The 19,527-nt window shown below is 48.6% G+C and carries 8 protein-coding genes; 7 read left to right on the forward strand and 1 reads right to left on the reverse strand.

Features of this window, described 5'->3' with window-relative positions; genetic code table 11:
- Positions 1 to 45: 45 nt before the first annotated feature.
- The gene (purB, locus tag INP79_RS10635; RefSeq protein WP_194754247.1) at positions 46 to 1,419 is read right to left on the reverse strand and encodes an adenylosuccinate lyase; all 1,374 of its coding nucleotides are present in this window, start codon (positions 1,417 to 1,419) and stop codon (positions 46 to 48) included.
- A 190-nt stretch (positions 1,420 to 1,609) separates the two neighbouring features.
- On the opposite strand from purB, the gene INP79_RS10640 reads away from it, so the two are divergent.
- The 7 genes from INP79_RS10640 to INP79_RS10670 all read left to right on the forward strand — a co-directional run bounded on the left by INP79_RS10640 (position 1,610) and on the right by INP79_RS10670 (position 19,492).
- Positions 1,610 to 2,284 (forward strand): transglutaminase-like cysteine peptidase, encoded by a 675-nt coding sequence (locus tag INP79_RS10640; protein ID WP_194754248.1) that lies wholly within the window; start codon positions 1,610 to 1,612, stop codon positions 2,282 to 2,284.
- 118 nt (positions 2,285 to 2,402) lie between these two features.
- Positions 2,403 to 4,331 carry an EAL domain-containing protein gene (locus INP79_RS10645; RefSeq protein ID WP_194754249.1) on the forward strand — a complete coding sequence of 643 codons (1,929 nt, stop codon included), beginning with the start codon at positions 2,403 to 2,405 and terminating at the stop codon, positions 4,329 to 4,331.
- Positions 4,332 to 4,480: 149 nt separating this feature from the next.
- Positions 4,481 to 6,625: a type I secretion system permease/ATPase gene (locus tag INP79_RS10650; protein ID WP_194754250.1), complete on the forward strand. Its 2,145-nt coding sequence runs from the start codon at positions 4,481 to 4,483 to the stop codon at positions 6,623 to 6,625.
- 4 nt (positions 6,626 to 6,629) lie between these two features.
- Complete coding sequence (locus tag INP79_RS10655) at positions 6,630 to 8,042, forward strand: HlyD family type I secretion periplasmic adaptor subunit (protein ID WP_194754251.1); 1,413 nt, start codon at positions 6,630 to 6,632, stop codon at positions 8,040 to 8,042.
- A 5-nt stretch (positions 8,043 to 8,047) separates the two neighbouring features.
- Positions 8,048 to 8,725 (forward strand): response regulator transcription factor, encoded by a 678-nt coding sequence (locus INP79_RS10660; protein WP_194754252.1) that lies wholly within the window; start codon positions 8,048 to 8,050, stop codon positions 8,723 to 8,725.
- A gap of 217 nt (positions 8,726 to 8,942) precedes the next feature.
- Positions 8,943 to 10,748 carry a TolC family outer membrane protein gene (locus tag INP79_RS10665; protein WP_194754253.1) on the forward strand — a complete coding sequence of 602 codons (1,806 nt, stop codon included), beginning with the start codon at positions 8,943 to 8,945 and terminating at the stop codon, positions 10,746 to 10,748.
- A gap of 206 nt (positions 10,749 to 10,954) precedes the next feature.
- Positions 10,955 to 19,492 carry a retention module-containing protein gene (locus tag INP79_RS10670; RefSeq protein ID WP_194754254.1) on the forward strand — a complete coding sequence of 2,846 codons (8,538 nt, stop codon included), beginning with the start codon at positions 10,955 to 10,957 and terminating at the stop codon, positions 19,490 to 19,492.
- Positions 19,493 to 19,527: the final 35 nt, after the last annotated feature.

Here is a 19,527-nt window from a genome sequence, read left to right on the forward strand (position 1 = left end):
GATGAGCAAGAAAATCCCGGATCAAATCGACTTAGTCAACACTATTTAAATATGCTTCACCAATTGACTGGCCTTGCCGGTATAAGTTGCAGGCGTGAGGGCCAGCAGTGCTTGCTTGGCTTCGGCCGGTATTTGCAAGGTTTCGATAAACGCATGCAGTGATTGTTGGTTGATACCACCTTTGCCGCGCGTCAGTTCTTTGAGTTGCTCATAAGGGTTTTCAATGCCATACCGACGCATCACGGTCTGGATAGGCTCAGCCAATACTTCCCAGCTATTATCCAGGTCCTCTTGCAGGCGTTGCGGATTGACTTCCAGCTTGTTCAGGCCGCGCAGGCAGGAGTCGTAACCCAGCAAGGTATAGCCAAATGCCACGCCCATATTACGCAGTACGGTAGAGTCAGTCAGGTCCCGCTGCCAGCGGGAGATAGGCAATTTTTCTGCCAAGTGACGCAATACGGCGTTGGCCAGGCCCAGGTTGCCTTCAGAGTTTTCAAAGTCAATCGGGTTAACCTTGTGCGGCATGGTGGAAGAACCGATTTCACCGGCTTTGACTTTTTGCTTGAAATAGCCGACCGAGATATAGCCCCAGATGTCGCGGTTAAGGTCAATCAAGATGGTGTTGATGCGTGACAAAGTGTCATACATTTCAGCCATGTAATCGTGTGGCTCAATCTGGATGGTCATCGGGTTATAGGTCAGGCCCAGTGATTCGACAAAGCGTTTGGCAAAGCCTTCCCAGTCAAAGTCAGGGTAGGCAGACAAGTGCGCGTTAAAGTTACCGACGGCACCGTTGATTTTACCTAACACTTCATTAGCATGCAGTTGCTTGAATTGACGTTGCAGGCGGTAGACCACGTTAGCCAGTTCTTTGCCCATGGTAGATGGGCTGGCAGTCTGGCCATGTGTGCGTGACAGCATAGGCTGGTCAGCCAGCGCATGTGCCAGCTCGGTCAGGCGCGCAATCACTGCTTGCAGGTTAGGTTGCATCACCGCATCACGTGCAGATTTCAGCATCAAGGCATGTGACAGGTTATTAATGTCTTCCGAGGTGCAGGCAAAGTGAATAAATTCGCTGGCCTTTTTAATCTCAGGGTTACCGTCAAATTTTTCTTTCAGCCAGTATTCGAGTGCTTTCACGTCGTGATTAGTACGTGCCTCAATCGCTTTTACTTGAGTGGCGTCGGCTTCGCTAAAGGCCGTGATGGCGGCATCCAGCTCGGCGATAGTTTCTGGGCTGAACGGTGCAATTTCAGCCAACTCAGGTGCTGCGCTCAGTGCTTTTAACCATGCGACTTCTACCAGTGCCCGGTATTTGATCAACGCATATTCACTAAAGAAAGGGCGTAAAGGATCGAGTTTGGACTGGTAACGGCCATCCAGTGGAGACAGGGCGTTGAGCGTGGTGAGAGACGTCATGGGTAAAAAACTTATCGATTCAAAAGCCGATATTTTACCCAATCCAGCCACGCTTGTCTTTGTTGAATGTGTTTTGCCATTCACGGCAGCAATGTAAACGCGTGCTGAATTTGTCGATTAAAACCGCTTTGTTTGGTAAATTGTGCTTGATTTAGCCGTGACATAATCGCTCACTGGGAATGAATTTCACATGAGACGCCACGTATCGCCATTGATTGCTCGACTGCTGACAGGCTTATGCCTGGCACTGAGTCTGCTATGGACGCAGACGCTGGCGGATGACTATGTGCTGGCCATGCTGGAAAAAATTCGGCAACGCTATGGCGAAGAGGCTTACCAGAATGTCATGCGCATGAATGAGATGTTCGCCCAGGTGGCGGGTGCCAGCGAGATGACCAAGGTGCATATGGTGAATGACTTTACCAATCAGCACGTATTGTTTGTGGATGATATTACCCTGTGGGGCATGGAAGATTACTGGGCCAGTCCGCTGGAAACTTTTGGCAAAGGGGCGGGTGACTGTGAAGATTTTAGTATTGCCAAATATACCTTGCTGAAAAAGCTGGGCGTGTCGCAAGACAAGTTACGGCTGACTTATGTCAGGGCGCGCATGCCTAGCGGATCTATCCGTCCACATATGGTGTTGACTTACTATGCCACGCCAAACAGTGACCCACTGGTCCTCGATAACCTCAATTTTGAATTATTGCCCGCCTCTAAGCGCGGTGATTTGTCTCCTGTCTTCAGTTTTAATGATAAAGGCTTGTTCGTGGCGAATAACCCGAATATGCGCGCTGGATCCCCTTCCAATATCTCCAAATGGCGTGATGTGTTGACGCGTATGCGACAGGACGGATTGGAATGATTAAAAACCTGTTAGAAATGTGGTTATTATGGAGGCGGAATGCTAGGCTAGTGCGCAAAGCCGGCACGCACGGCGGGTTATGGCCGAATCCACCCCAGGAAAGTAAGAGGGCTTTCAAATGTCTTTGGTAAAACAGATACGAATTGCAATTTCTGTCATTATTTTAATGGTGGCGGCAGGATGCCTGTTCCTCGGTGTTTATGATGACCACCGCTATATGGCTGAGCAGTTGCAAAAAAAGAATAACGATAATGCCAACGGGCTGGCGATTACGCTTTCCAATATCCAGAAAGACAATGTCACGGTAGAGCTGATTATCAGCGCCCAGTTTGATATGGGGCACTATCGCCGCATTGCCATTATTTCGCCGGACAATAAGCTGATGATCGAGCGGGTGAACCGCCATCCACACTCCATCGCCCCGGCTTGGTTCCAGTCGGTGTTTTCCGTCAATATTCAGCCTGGCGTGGCCAATATCCAGTCCGGCTGGCAGCAATATGGCACCTTGGAGCTGGAGAGTGAGCCGTCTCTGGCTTATGACCAATTGTGGGAAACCTCACGTCATGCCGTGTTGTGGACATTGATTGTCGCCTTGCTCAGTTATGTCGTGTCCGGCTTCTGGCTGAAACGTATCCTGAAACCATTGGATGACGTGATTGCACAAGCCGAAGCCTTGGGCGAGCGCAAGTACATCACCATTGCAGAACCTGCCACAGAAGAGTTCCAGAAACTGGTGCGCACCATGAATACGCTGTCTGACCGCGTTAAATCCATGGTGACGGCAGAGTCTGAGCGCCTGAATACCTTTAACCAGCAAATCAATTACGATGAAGTGACCGGTTTGATGAACCAGTCACATTTCACCAATACTGCTTCGGTTGCCCTCAAAAATGATGGCTTTGTCGAAGGTGTGTTGATTTTGGTGCAACTGCGTAACTTGCCTGACATCGATAAGCAAATGGGCTACAGCGTGACCAACCAGTTGATTAAAAAGGTTGGTGATGCCGTGCAGCAGCAGATGGAACATTACCAGGACGTGGTGTGTGGTCGCCTGGCTGGTGGCGTGTTCGGTATTTTCAGCCGACAGCCACTGGATGATTTTGCTGTCACTACCGAGCTCAAGCTGGTGCTGGAAAAGCTGAACGCGGCACAGCAATTGTTGCAGTTCCAGTTTGTGGTCACACATACCAAAACTAAAAAAGGCGATGACTTTGTCGATATTCATCGTGTGATGCAGTTTATTCTCGACCTGGCTGAAGATCAGGCGGCGATTCCTATGCGGGTGATGAATGCCAATAGCATCGTCACTTCAAGGAAAAACTACCTCAATCAATGGAAAGAGCAGTTCTTGCAGGCGATTGAACAGAAGCAGATCAAGCTGGCCTGCTACCCGGTCATGCAGCGCGACCAGCAGCTGTATCACTACGAGTGCCCATTGCGTTTGCATATTGATGAAGGCGATCAATGGCTGGCTGCAGGTGCTTTTATTGATTGGGCCAGCCAGCTCGATATGATCAAAACACTGGACGGCCTGGCATTGGAATATGCTGTTGATATGCTGACGAAGAACAATGCCAGCCTCAGTGTGAACGTTTCTGCGGCAGCTATGCGCAGTGATGAATATAAAGATAAGTTGCAAGCATTAATCCTGACAGTGGCAACGCCAGCCCGGTTAAGCTTTGAAGTGGCGGAAGAAGCAGCATTCAGCGATTTTGTAAAATTTAAAGAGTTTGTGCACCTGGTGAAATCCCTGGGTTGCATGGTCGGCATGGAGCATGTCTCCACTCGCCTGGCACAATTGGGTGATTTACATGAACTGGGCATGGATTACATCAAGTTTGATGCGTCACTCATCCGTGACATTCACCTGCGTCCGCAACAACAGTCCCTCATGCGCGGTTTGTGCATGATGGTACGAACCATGGGTATTGTGCCGATTGCCGAAGGTGTGCAAGACCAGCAAGAGCTGGATAGCTTGAATGCAATCGGTATTGAAGCGGTGACCGGCCCCTTTGTGCAGGAAAATTTACAATTTGGTGCACTATAAAAGTGTCAATGAAAGTGTCAATTTTTGTAATTTCGGGGTGTTATGCCATATACTCATCGTTTTGACATGGCTTAACACCCCATACAATCAATAGTCGGTAAATCAGTCACTGATTTAACTCAGATAAGGATAATAATAAGTCATCTGCCATGGAAACGACGCCATACTTTAATAAGACCGCAAAAGACGCTCTGCTCGAGTGTCTTCTTTATATCTGTCGCCATAATCGACTGGCAACAACCCGCGATGCTTTAACTTCTGGCTTACCGCTGGAAGGGGGCAAGCTTAATCCTGAATTGTTTAAACGCTCAGCTGAACGTTTGCGGCTGGAAGTGACAGTGAAGCAGGGGGCGATTGCAACATTGCTGCAACCACAGGCCGATGTGACTTTGCTGCTGAATAATCACCGCGCCTGCCAACTGATCAAAATAGATGAAAGCCAGCATTTTGCCCAGGTGGTATTCCCAGATTTGTCGCCAGATGCCGTGACCATAAGTCTGGCTGACCTGGCGGCGGAATATACTGGTTATGCCTTGATCACCAAGCAAAACTTTATGTTTGATGCGCGGACTCCAGAAGTGGGGCGGGTCAAAGTCAGGCACTGGTTTTGGGGGACATTGGCAGAGAACAAGGGCATTTACCGCGATGTGATGGTTGCAGCCTTGCTGATCAATATTTTTGCCTTGGCCATGCCACTGTTTACCATGAATGTGTATGACCGCGTGGTGCCAAACAAGGCGGTAGAAACATTGTGGGTATTAGGCATTGGTGTTGCGCTGATTGTGCTGGGCGATTTATTGTTGCGCTCCATGCGTGCTTATTTCCTGGACTGGGCCAGTGCACGTATTGATGTAAAACTCAGTGCGCAAATCATGGAAAAAGTACTTGGCACCCGTTATGAAGCCAAGCCTAATTCTGTCGGCTCTTTTGCCTCTAACTTACGCTCGTTTGAAAGCGTGCGTGATTTTATTACCTCCGCCACCGTAGTGACGCTGATCGACTTGCCATTCGGCATTATTTTCCTGATCGTCATTGCCTGGATTAACCCTTATATGGTGTTGCCAGCATTGATTGGTGGCGCGATTGTATTGATTTACTCTCTCAGCGTGCAAACCAAGATGCATGACCTGTCAGAAACCATGTACCGGGCCAGCGCCCAGCGCAATGCCACGCTGATTGAAAGCCTGGTAGGCCTGGAAACTGTGAAGTCCATGGGCGTGGAAGGCCAGATGCAGGGCAAATGGGAAAAAAGCGCACTGTTTTTATCTGAAGTCGGCAGCAAGCTCAAACTATTGTCCTCTTCTATTACCAATGGTACCTATGCCTTGCAGCAAATTATTAGTGTTGCGATTGTGATTTTAGGCGTGTATTTAATCTCGAATGGGGATTTAACCATGGGGGGATTGATTGCCTGCTCGCAATTAACCAGCCGTGGCCTGGCACCTATTTCGCAAATCGCAGGTCTGTTTACGCAGTATCACACCGCGGCGACTTCATTGAAGTCATTGGATGAGGTGATGGGTAAACCGGTGGAGCGTAACAAAGGGGTTAATTTCCTATCCCGCCCAGCATTCAAGGGCGAAATCGAGTTTAAAAATGTTTCTTTTAAATATCCTGGCTCGGATGAGTTGGCCTTGAACCGGGTCTCTTTCAGGATTCGTCCAGGTGAGCACGTTGGCCTGATTGGCCGTATGGGCTCGGGTAAAACAACCATTAATAAACTGATTCTTGGTCTGTATCAGCCAACCGAAGGCGCGATCCTGATTGATGGCATTGATGCGCGGCAGATTGATCCGGCTGAATTGCGCCGCAGTATTGGCTATGTCCAGCAAGATAACCATTTGTTTTATGGCTCATTGCGTGAAAATATTACCTTGCGTCATCCCCACGCAGATGATCATTCAGTGTTGCAGGCTGCGCAGGTTGGCGGTATTGCAGATTTTGTGAATGCGCATCCCAAAGGCTTTGACCTGGAAGTGGGCGAGCGCGGGGATACCTTGTCTGGTGGCCAGCGCCAAGGTGTGGGCATTGCGCGGGCTTTTGTGACGCAACCACAAATTGTGTTGCTGGATGAGCCGACCAGTGCCATGGATCACTCTGGTGAGGAAACCGTTAAACGCAACATTGCCCAAGCCACAGCTGATAAAACCATGATTGTGATCAGTCACCGTAACGCTATGCTGGAACTGGCGGAACGCCTGATAGTGATTGATGCCGGTCAGGTGGTTGCCGATGGTAATAAAGAGGACGTCACTGCTGCGCTGCGCGCCGGCAAAGTAGGTAAGGCGAGATAACAATATGGCAAAAAAAATATTCGATCAATTAGGTGAAGTCACCAAGCCGGACAGTATCTGGGTGCGCCTAGGCAAGCCAGTGCATGCCCTGGTAGACAAAGTCATCAAAACCGAGACCGCTGAATCACGCACCTGGTCCGAGCAAGCACATGATGTGATGATAGAAGACACCATGTTGCATGCGAAACTGATTATGTACGGTATTTTGGGGATTTTGCTGGTGCTACTGGTCTGGGCCAGTGTCGCCAAGGTGGACGAAGTCACCCGGGGCGAAGGGCGTGTGATTCCGTCTCGCCAGATACAGGTTGTGCAGTCACTGGATGGCGGTATCGTGGTCGATATCATGGTGCAGTTGGGGGATACCGTAAAACGGGGTCAGCCTTTGATCAAGATTGATGAAACACGGGCTATTTCTTCATTAAAAGAAAATGAAAGCCAGTATTTATCCCTCAAAGCCAAAGAGGCGCGCCTGAAAGCGTTGGCCAATGGCGGCAGTTTTAATCCTCCCAGCGAAGTACAGCAAAAAACGCCTGATACTTACTTGCAAGAATTGCAATTGTTTAATGCCGCCAGGGATGAGCTCAACTCACAGATCAATATCGCCAGGGATCAGTTGTCACAGCGCGAGCGTGAACTGTCTGAGGTGCAGTTTAAGAAAGAAGTGGCGATTAAAACTTATGATTCCACCAGTAAAGAACTGGCGGCCAATCGTCCCTTATTAAATAGTGGCGCGGTATCAGAGATAGAGATCTTAAGGCTGGAACGTGATGCCAATCGTGCGAAAGGGGATATTGATCAGGCGTCGGCGCAGATGGGGCGTTTAACTGCAGCGATTTCTGAAGCCCGACGTAAAGTGTCAGAAGCACAACAGTCGTTCCTGAGCAAAATTCGTACGGACTTGAACGAAACCACCGCCAAAATTAATAGCCTGACGCAATCCAGTCTCGCACTGTCAGATAAAGTAAAACAATCTACTTTGACGTCACCCGTTAACGGTAAAGTCAGCAAGCTGTATTACAACACCGTAGGTGGCGTGATTCAGCCCGGCAAGGAAGTCATGGAGGTGGTGCCTTCTGATGATGCGCTGGTAATTGAAGCCAAAGTGCAAACCAAGGATATTGCGTTTATCCGCCCGCAGCAGCCTGCGGTGATTAAGTTGACTGCTTATGACTACACGATTTATGGCAGTTTGGATGGCGCAGTGGAAGATATTGCAGCAGATTCCACCATAGACGATAAAGGTAATGCATATTATGTCGTTAAGGTAAGAACAGACAAGAATAATCTGGGCGACCACTTGCCGATTATTCCCGGCATGGTGGCACAGGTTGATATTCTGACCGGGAAAAAAACAGTGCTGTCCTACTTATTAAAACCAGTGTTAAAAGCTAAATCTTACGCACTAACCGAGCGCTAATTACTATGAAGCATATATTTATCACTACCTTAAAACAGTCCATAGAGTCCTGGCTCAAGGCTTTTCCGCAATTGACGACGATTGCGGATGTTGTGTCGGCAGATGTTGCCGGGGCTTCCATCATCTGGGTACATGCACAAATTGAGCAAGGTAACCAGTGGCGCAAGCATGTGCAGCAGATATTAACCTTCTTGCCTTCTGCCAAGGTGATTGTGTTGTCGAACAACCCGGAGCAGGCCGAAGCCATGCAGGCGCTGGAATTAGGGGCGGTTGGCTATTTACACGCTTATGCCCATCAACACGTGCTGCAAGAGGTATACAGCGTTGTTTCACATGGCGGCGTCTGGTTAGGGCGGGATGTGCTCAAACATTTAATCACATTGACGACGCGAGGTAATCCGCAGCCTGATGCCACGGAAGAAATATTAGATGGTTTGACCAAGCGTGAACGTGAGGTCGCACTTGAGGCAGCCAGAGGCAATAGTAATAAAGAAATTGCACGTGCTTTATCTATTTCTGAACGCACCGTAAAAGCACATCTGACATCTGTGTTCGACACCTTGAAAGTACGAGATCGTTTACACCTGGCATTAGTCCTGCAAGGTAAATCTGCTCAGGGACACTTCTCCCACGATGAAAATGTGCAAAAAGATTCTTTGAATAAATTACATTTAAATTCATGATTGATTAATTATTTTAATTTATGTTTATTTTTGTAAATTAATGAATTTAATCAGATTTTTTCAAAAAAACTGCTGTCATAAAGATGAAATGTGTGACATTTTTCACTAAAAACCCATCTAAGTGACTACTCAGATGGGCTATTCACCCTTGTGCCGACACAATTCCGTGGTTATACTGATTCTGGATGAATCTTTATAACTTGTTAAGAGTCTGCACATGAAACTAAAAAAAATCGCCTCGGCACTATTAATGGGTGTATTTTCTTTCTCGTCTATCAGTTGGGCTGCCAGTCCTGAGACGTTAGAGAAAATTATCGAAAAGGCTGTCTCCGAAAACCCGGAGGTTCAAGCCAGCTTCCATGCTTATAAAGCTGCAGAGTTTGATGAGTCTGCTGCCAAAGGCCGATACCTGCCAAATTTGACGGTGGATCAAACGTTCCGTAATCAAGAGCGTTTGACGCCAAACGTCAATAATACATATACACCCAATCAGCAATCCACCTTGACTTTGCGTCAAATGATTTTTGATGGTTTGGCGACGCCTTCCGAAGTTGGCCGTCTTGATCATGTCGCGAAATCGCGCTTTTATGAGTTGCAAGGCCAAATGCAAGGTGTTGCACTGGATACGGCAACCGCTTATTTTGATTTGTTGCGTTATCGTCGTCTGGTGTCTTATGCGCAAGACAACTTTGTGGTGCACAAGCAGATTTTTGACAAGATCAAATCCCGTGTGGATGCTGGTGTAGGTAAGAAGGTTGATCTGGAGCAGGCAACTGGTCGTCTGGCCTTGGCTGAAGCAAACCTGCTGACAGAAACCACCAACTTGTATGATGTGTCTGCCCGTTTTCAACGTCTGGTGGGTGAGTTGCCACCTGAAAGCGTCAATGAAGTGATGTTGACCGGTGATGGCCTGGCTGGTAGTGCGGATCAGGTGTTGGATGCTGCTTACAAGCAAAACCCAAATATTTTGGCAGCGATTGAAAATATTATCGCGGTTGAAAAGTCTGTTTCCGGCAAAAAAGCGCCATTTATGCCACGCTTGGACCTGCAAGGCCGTAAAGTGATTGATGTGAATGATGCGAGCAAAAACAGCACATTGGCAGCAGACACTCTGGAAGTGACAGCCAGCTGGAACATCTTTAATGGTTTTACTGATAAATCCAACCTGGATTCTGCCGTAGAAACCTTAAATCGTTCACATGACTTGCGTGACAAAGCGTGTATCGATACGCGTCAGCTGGTGGCGATTGCTTACAACAACATCAAACAGTTGAACGAGCAAGTGGCTTATCGCAAACAACACCAAGACTCTATTGAAAATGCGCGTCTGGCCTATCGTAAGCAATATGATATCGGCCAACGCACCTTGCTGGACTTGTTGGATACAGAAAACGAATATTTCCAGTCCCGTCGTAACTTTACCAATGCGGAAATGGACCTCAGCACTGCTTACGCTAGAACTTATGCAGGTCAAGGCCTTTTGTTGAGCAAATTGGGTGTGACGCGTGCTGACGTGGGTGAGTATCCGCGTGAAGAGTACATGGATCGCGAGAATGTGTGTAAAGCGGTTGCGCCCACACAAGTGGTGCCTGACAAAGCTGCATTGTTAGCTAATGCCAAACCTTGGGAAGGTGAAGCCTTCAAACCAAAAACACAAGAAAAAGCGACGATGAAATTCACGCCGCGTATCTTGTTCCAGGCTAATAGCGCCATCATCTTGCCAGAGTCTTATGCCGATCTGGATATCGTATACGACGTTGTTAAAGAGTGGGGTAATGACAAGGTTGAAATCGCTGGTCATACTGACAAGCGTAATACCTCAAAAGAGAAGTACAACCTGGTCTTGTCAGAGAAGCGTGCAAAAGCGGTTGCTGACTACCTGGTTAAAAAAGGCATGGATGCCCAGCGCTTGGTGGTAAAAGGCTACGGTTTCTCACAACCGATTGCTGAAAATGATCCTGTGAGTGGTAATGATGCCAACCGTCGTGTTGAGGTCATTCGCTTCCAGTCGGTCGCTCAGTAATATTGATCTAAGCTCCTGCATGTTGGGAGTGTAAAAAAGCGGTGCCAATTTGGCACCGCTTTTTTTATATCTGCCGGCGCGTGTTGGCAAGCGTAATGGCCTTTCAGGCTGGCCAGGCATTGTACTTTAGTACAATAGATTTCTGTTTTGGATTGGCGTTTAATACGTCACTATCAGAATTGTCTCAATCTTAAGAGAGGGTAAACATGGCTACAGTAATCGGAACTGTTACAAATATTCAAGGGATGGCTATCGTTGTAGATGCAAGTGGCAATCGCCATATGTTGAAAGTGGGCGAAGTGCTGCATGCGGGTGATAAAGTCATCACTGCTTCTGGTGCTGCAGTGGCCGTGAAACTGGCCAATGGCGAGACCGTGAATTTTGCCGAAGCGCAAACAGTCAAGATTACTGATAACCTGGCTCAGGTGGATGTTTCTGATGTCACTGAAAATGCAGTAAATCAAACAGTGTTTGACGCGGTGTTGACCGCGTTAAATGAAGGCCGTGATATCACCGAGGTATTGGATAGTCCTGCTGCAGGCGAGGCTGGTAGTGATGGTAATGCCAGCTTTGTAAATTTGGACAGAATCCAGACCCAAACTGTCGGGGGTGCCAACTACGATGGTGGTACTGGCGCAGGTGGTGCGGCTACTGGCGGCAATATCGCTCCTAACTACGTGTATCTGACACCGGCAAGTGGTGCACCTGGTGTGGAGTTGATAGATGATATTGGTAATGACGGTTATTTAAACGCTGGTGAATTGAAAGGCTTGCCTACTACAGATGCTAGAGTCACTTTGCCTGCAGGTCTGGAGCCAGGCGATACTGTTAATCTTGTACACAATAGTGGCACGATCAGTCGTGTTTTGACTGACGCAGATATTGCTACAGGTTTCATCATCATTGCAGTGCCTGTCCCGCCTTCAGGAGATACTTTAACTGTCACAGCGAGTATTACTAATCAATCTGGTCAAACGTCTCCTTCTAGCTCTGATTCTGCAATTATTGACACCAACGTTCCGAATGGTGGAAACGCTCCTACCGTCGAAATTACTGAGGATGCTAATAATGACAACTTCATTAATCGTGCAGAATTGAACGGTGATATAGATGTAAAGGTGTCGTTCACGCCAAGTTTGGTTGATGTGGGTGATATCGTCGTCATTAGGTCTAATGACAGTACTGTTAAGCAAGTTGTTATCACCGCTACTGATAAATCAAATGGCTTCATTACAACGACTGTGCCAGCACAGCCTGATGGGGCGCTTGTTACGGTGACTTCAACCATCATTGATGCTGCAAAAAATGAATCAAAACCAGGTAGTGATTCTGCAACTATCGATTTGAGCGCACCAGATATCCCAACGTTTGTCGGTGTTGATGATGTTGGCCCAACTCAAGGGCTGATTGTTAATAACTCCACTATCGACGATAACAAGCCTGAGATTCGTGGTTCCAATGGCAACCCTGGCGACACCATCACGATCTACGATAATGGCACCAAGCTGGGTACTGCCCTTGTTCAGCCTGATGGTACGTGGACATTCACACCAACAACACCATTAGTTGATGGCTCACACAGCATTACAGTGACGGCGACCGATCCTGCTGGTAACACCAGCGATCCGTCCGCACCACTGAACTTTACGATTGATACCGTTCCACCAGCGCTGTTTATTAGCCTGGACGCGAACGTTGCAGGTGATGGCATTGTGAACGTCGCTGAATCTACAGCGGCTGCAATCCCAGTGACTGGTACCGTAAGTGGTCAGTTTAAAACTGGCGATATCGTCACAATCACTGTAAACGGTAAAGACTTTACTGGTGCTGTGACTGCTACAGGTACATTCTCAATTAATGTGCCAGGTGCCGATTTGGCCGCTGATGCGGACAAAACGATTGATGCGCGTGTTACGACATCAGACATCGCAGGTAATACCACGACAGCAACAGACACCCAGACTTACACAGTTAACTTGTTGCCACCAGCATTGGCGATTAGCCTGGATGCAAACGTTGCAGGTGACGGCATTGTAAACGCAGCAGAATCTACAGCTGCTGCAATCCCTGTGACTGGTACAGTCAGTGGTGATTTTAAAGTGGGTGATGTAGTCACTGTGACCGTCAACAACAAGGATTTTACTGGCACAGTACAAGCTGGAGGTAAGTTCTCGATTGATGTTCCTGGTGCAGATTTGGCTGCTGACTCTGACAGTACCGTATTTGCGAGCGTGACAACGACTAATGCTGCGGGTAATAATGCGACCGCAACCGATACACAGACCTACACTGTCAATGTATTGCCACCAGCACTGGCGATTAGCCTAGATGCAAACGTCGCAGGTGACGGTATTGTGAATGTGGCTGAATCTACAGCCGCTGCGATTCCAGTGACAGGTACAGTGAGCGGCCAGTTTAAAGCTGGCGACATTGTGACGATTACGATTAACGGTAAAGACTTTACTGGCGCAGTGGCGACAGACGGTACTTTCTCCATTAATGTGCCTGGTGCCGATTTGGCTGCTGATGCAGACAGCACAGTATTTGCGAGCGTGACGACAACAAACGCGGCAGGTAACAGTGCGACAGCAACAGATACGCAGACTTACACAGTCAATCTGTTGCCGCCAGCGCTGGCGATCAGCCTGGATGCAAACGTTGCGGGTGATGGCATTGTGAACGCGGCGGAATCTACTGCTGCTGCGATTGCAGTGACTGGTACAGTGAGTGGCCAGTTCAAAGTTGGTGATACCGTGACTCTGACGATCAACGACAAGAGCTTCACTGGTACGGTATTAGATGGTGGCAAGTTCTCTATCAATGTGCCAGGTGCTGATTTGGCAGCTGACGCTGATGCCACTATTTTTGCGAGCGTGACGACAACAAACGCTGCAGGTAACAGCGCAACAGCCACTGACACCCAAACTTATACTGTCAACACAGCACCGCCAGCAGTTGCCATTAGCCTGGATGCAAACGTTGCCGGTGATGGCATTGTGAACGCTGCTGAATCTACAGCCGCTGCGATTCCAGTGACAGGTACAGTGAGCGGCCAGTTTAAAACTGGCGATATTGTGACGGTGACGATTAATGGTAAAGACTTTACTGGCGCAGTGGCGACAGACGGTACTTTCTCCATTAATGTGCCTGGTGCCGATTTGGCTGCTGATGCAGACAGTACAGTATTCGCCAGCGTCACCACCACCAACGCTGCAGGTAATAGTGCGACAGCAACCGATACGCAAACATATACTGTGAACGTATCGCCACCAGCAGTTGCCATCAGCCTGGATGCAAACGTGGCTGGTGACGGTATTGTGAACGCTGCTGAATCTACGGCAGCAGCAATCCCAGTAACTGGTACCGTGAGTGGCCAGTTTAAAACTGGCGACATTGTGACGGTGACGATTAATGGTAAAGACTTTACTGGTGCAGTTGCGGCAAATGGTACTTTCTCTATTAATGTGCCTGGCGCAGATTTGGCAGCAGATCCTGACGCAACGGTATTCGCCAGCGTCACTACCACCAATGCTGCGGGCAATAGCGCAACAGCAACCGATACGCAAACATATACGGTGAATGTATTGCCACCAGCAGTTGCAATCAGCCTGGATGCGAACGTGGCAGGCGACGGCATTGTGAACGTGGCTGAGTCTACTGCGGCAGCAATTCCAGTGACTGGTACCGTGAGTGGCCAGTTTAAAACTGGTGACATTGTGACGATCACAGTCAATGGCAAAGATTTCACTGGCGCAGTTGCGACAGATGGTACTTTCTCGATCAATGTGCCAGGTGCTGATTTGGCTGCTGACTCAGACAGCACCGTATTTGCGAGCGTGACGACAACAAACGCGGCAGGTAACAGTGCGACAGCGACCGATACTCAAACCTATACAGTAAACCTGTTGCCGCCAGCACTGGCGATCAGCCTGGATGCAAACGTTGCGGGTGACGGCATCGTGAACGTCGCTGAGTCTACTGCTGCAGCGATTCCAGTGACTGGTACAGTCAGCGGTCAATTTAAAGTAGGTGATGTTGTTACTTTGACCATTAACAACAAAGAGTTCACCGGCACAGTGCAAACTGGCGGTAAGTTCTCAATTAATGTGCCTGGTGCAGACTTGGCAGCAGACTCTGACAGCACGATCTTTGCGAGCGTGACGACAACCAATGCTGCAGGTAACAGCGCAACAGCGACGGATACACAAGATTATAAACTGGCCGTAAATCCAAACCTGTTTGCAACGATTGCGCTTGATGCCAACTTTGCTGGCGACGGTATTATTAATATCGAAGAGGCTAAAGCGACATCAACTATTGCGGTGACTGGTACTGTTGGTGGTGACGCTAAAGCAGGTGATCCAGTCGTTGTGACCATCAATGGCAAAGATTACAACACAACTGCTATTACCCGCCCTGACGGTAAACTGGGCTTCAGCGTCAATGTGGCTGGTAACGAACTGGCTGCTGACCCAGACAAGACTATCGATGCAAAAGTGACTGTTAGTGACAATGCTGGCAATAGCCTGAGTCAGTCAACACAGTTGACCTATACCGTTGACCTGACACCGCCAGTGGCAACAATCGCGCTGGATGCTAACTTCGGTGGTGATGGCATCATCAACATTGAAGAAGCGAAAGCGACTTCAATTACGCCAGTGACTGGTACCGTTGGTGGTGACGCTAAAGTAGGTGATCCAGTGGTGGTGACCATCAATGGTAAAGACTACAACACGACAGTGATTACCCGTACTGATGGCAAGTTGGGCTTCAGCGTCAATGTAGCTGGTAACGAACTGGCAGCTGACCCAGACAAGACCATCGATGCGAAAGTGACTGTGACTGACAACGCTGGTAACACAGCGAGCCAGTCTACCCAGCTGACTTACAGCCTGGACCTGACACCGCCTAAAGCCGAGATCGCGCTGGATGCTAACTTCGGTGGTGATGGCATCATCAACATTGAAGAAGCGAAAGCGACTTCGATTACGCCAGTGACTGGTACCGTTGGTGGTGACGCTAAAGTAGGTGATCCAGTCGTTGTGACCATCAATGGTAAAGACTACAACACGACAGTGATTACCCGTACTGATGGCAAGTTGGGCTTCAGCGTCAATGTAGCTGGTAACGAACTGGCAGCTGACCCAGACAAGACCATCGATGCGAAAGTGACTGTGACTGACAACGCTGGTAACACAGCGAGCCAGTCTACCCAGCTGACTTACAGCCTGGACCTGACACCGCCTAAAGCCGAGATCGCGCTGGATGCTAACTTCGGTGGTGATGGCATCATCAACATTGAAGAAGCGAAAGCGACTTCGATTACGCCAGTGACTGGTACCGTTGGTGGTGACGCTAAAGTAGGTGATCCAGTCGTTGTGACCATCAATGGTAAAGACTACAACACGACAGTGATTACCCGTACTGATGGCAAGTTGGGCTTCAGCGTCAATGTAGCTGGTAACGAACTGGCTGCTGACCCAGACAAGACTATTGATGCGAAAGTGACAGTGACTGACAACGCTGGTAACACAGCGAGCCAAACCACTCAGTTGACATATAGCCTTGATTTGACCCCACCAGTGGCAACTATTGCCCTGGATGCTAACTTCGGCGGTGACGGTATTATCAATATCGCTGAATCTCAGCCAGGGGTGAATCAACCGGTGACAGGTACTGTCGGTGGTGAAGCCAAACTGGGTGATCCAGTGGTGGTGACCATCAACGGTAAAGATTACAACACGACTGTGATTACCCGCACTGATGGTAAGTTAGGCTTTGTCGTTAGTGTGCCTGGTTCCGAGTTGGTGGCTGATTCTGACAAAACTATCGATGCTAAAGTTTCGACCACAGACACCGCTGGTAACGTAGGTACTGCAACCACACAATTGAGCTATGTTGTGGACATTGTTGCGCCAAATAAACCAACTATCGATAACATCTACGATGACTTTGGTGCAGTGAAGGGCAACGTGGCAAATGGCGGTGTGGCTGATGATGCAACGCCAACATTAACCGGTAAAGCAGAGGCGGGTAGTACTGTCACTATCTATGATGGTGCGACTAAAGTAGGTACAGCTGTTGCTGATAAAGACGGCAAGTGGACATTTACGCCAACGACTGACATTACCAAAGGTTTGCACAACTACACTGTGACTGCCACTGACAATGCAGGCAACATCAGTGTGCCTAGCGACAATTATGCATACACACTCAATCAGTCACCAGTCTTTGTGACCTTGGATGCGTCTGCTTCAGTGTCTGAAGATGGTCTGCCAAACGGTTTGCTGGACTCTGGTCCTTCTAATGTGATCGCTAGCGGTTCCATGGGCATTTCTGATCCAAATGGCGACTTGAAGAGTGTAACCCTGACAGAGCCAACAACGACCTATACATCAGGTGGTACAACTATCACCTGGTCAGGCAATAACACCGGTACTTTGATTGGTTCTGCCAATGGTAAAGAAGTGATTCGTGTCACGATTGATAGCAAAGGTGACTATGCGGTGCAGTTGTCAGGCCCGATTGATCATCCAGTGGCTGGTCAGGAAGATACCTTGGCAATCAAGTTTGGTGTGAACGCCAACGATGCCGACAGCACGACTAAAGGCTCTATCACTGTTAATGTTTCAGATGATGCGCCAACAGCGACTAACCAGACGGTGACGGCTACCAACTCTGCCAACACCAACCTCATGATTACGCTGGATATTTCTGGCAGTATGACCACCACTGATGGTGTGAATAATCAGACCCGTTTGGCCAGTGCTATTCAGTCAATTAAGAACTTGCTGGATAAATATGACGACATGGGTGACGTGAAAGTCTCACTGGTGGTGTTTGCTGGTTTGGATCAAACCAAACAGTTAGGCAGCACCTGGTTGACTGTTGCTGAAGCCAAGGCATATCTGAACAACCTGTCAGCCAATGGTAATACCAACTACGACTCTGCCTTGAACACGGCCATGAATGCGTTCGAGACATCTGGTAAGTTAGATAATGCACAAAACGTGTCTTACTTCTTTACCGATGGTCAACCTAACCGTGGCGTGGGGGGGACGGGTAGCTTAACTGGTACAGAGTCCAGAAATAGCGATTCAGACGCGGGCATTCAGCAGGCTGAGGAAGCTAAATGGATTACCTTCCTGAATAACAACCACATTAAGTCTTATTCTATTGGTATCGGTTCTGGCGTTACTTCAAACACTGAATTGAACCCGATCGCTTATGATGGCCAAACAGGGACCAATACAGATGGCGTTCGCGTGACGTCCTTTAATCAGCTGGACTCAGTCCTGAATGAGACTGTAAGCAGCCCAATCACCGGTAGCTTGTTGTCTGGCGGTGGTTTTGGGGCCGATGGTGGTTATGTGAAGTCAATTGCAGTGGATGGCTCCACATATACCTTCAACTCCGCAAACGGCACAATCACTGTGTTAGGAACTAATAGAAGCACTTATGATTCTGGTAGCCATAAACTGGTAATCACGACAGCACAAGGCACTTTGTTGGTCGATATGGATGATGGGTCCTTCTCATTCACACCGAAAAACACCAGTGTTTCTGGCACCAGCTCGTTTAATTACACATTAAGCGACAATGATGGTGATACAAGCTCTGCAACATTGACTGTGAATGTGGCTAAACAAGTAACCTCTATCCCACAAGTGGCACCAGAAGTCAGCAATGGCATGGGCGCAGCTGGTCTGTTGACCTTGCCAGGCTTGTTGAATGTCGACTTGCTTAACTTCTCAAGCCGTCAGGCATTCACGGCAAGTGATGTGAATAACAACATCAGTTCTGTGACGATTGCCTATAACACCTTTATCGGTGTGACATTAGGCACGGCCTATCTGACTTATTCACAAGCGGTTGCGAATGAGTTGGGCCTGAATGTGAGCTACACGCAAAGCAGTGGTTTCCTCGGTTTGATCGGTGCTAATGGCAAAATGGTGATCACTGCTGCTGATGGTGGCACAGTGGATAACCTTGCGCTCAATGAGTTCTTGTCAACGGTTAAAACCAATGAGCAGGCCGTTGATTTGAGCCTGTTCCAGAACTTCAAGATCACCGCCGTGGACAGCACTGGCTTGCAGGACAGCGAATCAGCCTCTAACCTGATCAATATTGATTTGTTGAACAGCAACAAGGGTACGCCAATTATTGGCGGCGATAGCGCTGACAATACCGTGAATGGTACGTCTGGCAATGACATTATCTACGGCTATGCCGGTAACGATACCTTGAATGGTGGCGCTGGTAATGACATCCTGCGCGGTGGTGCTGGTAACGATAAGCTGAATGGCGGCGATGGCAACGACATCCTGATCGGTGGTAAAGGTAACGATACCCTGACTGGTGGCGCTGGCGTAGACGTGTTCAAGTGGGATCGTGGTGATGATGGTGTGGCCGGTACGCCAGCACGTGACACTATCACCGATTTCAACAAGAGCTCTGTCAGCCAGGGTGGCGATATCCTGGATGTGCGTGACTTGCTGCAAGGTGAGAACGCGGGCAACTTGGTGAACTACCTGCACTTTGAGAAATCCGGTAGTGATACCATTATCCATATCAGTTCTAATGGTGGTTTCGCAACGGATGCGCACAACGTGTCCGGTAGCTTTAGTAGTGGTAACACGACCCAGCAGATTGTGCTGAGTGGTGTGGACCTGACCACAGGTCAGACCTCTGATGCAGCGATTATCTCCAACTTGCTGTCACAGCAAAAACTGATTACTGATTAATTTATCGGTGTCTGTAAAAAAGCGACCTTCGGGTC

Source organism: Methylophilus sp. QUAN (assembly GCF_015354445.1).
Classification (GTDB): Bacteria; Pseudomonadota; Gammaproteobacteria; order Burkholderiales; family Methylophilaceae; genus Methylophilus.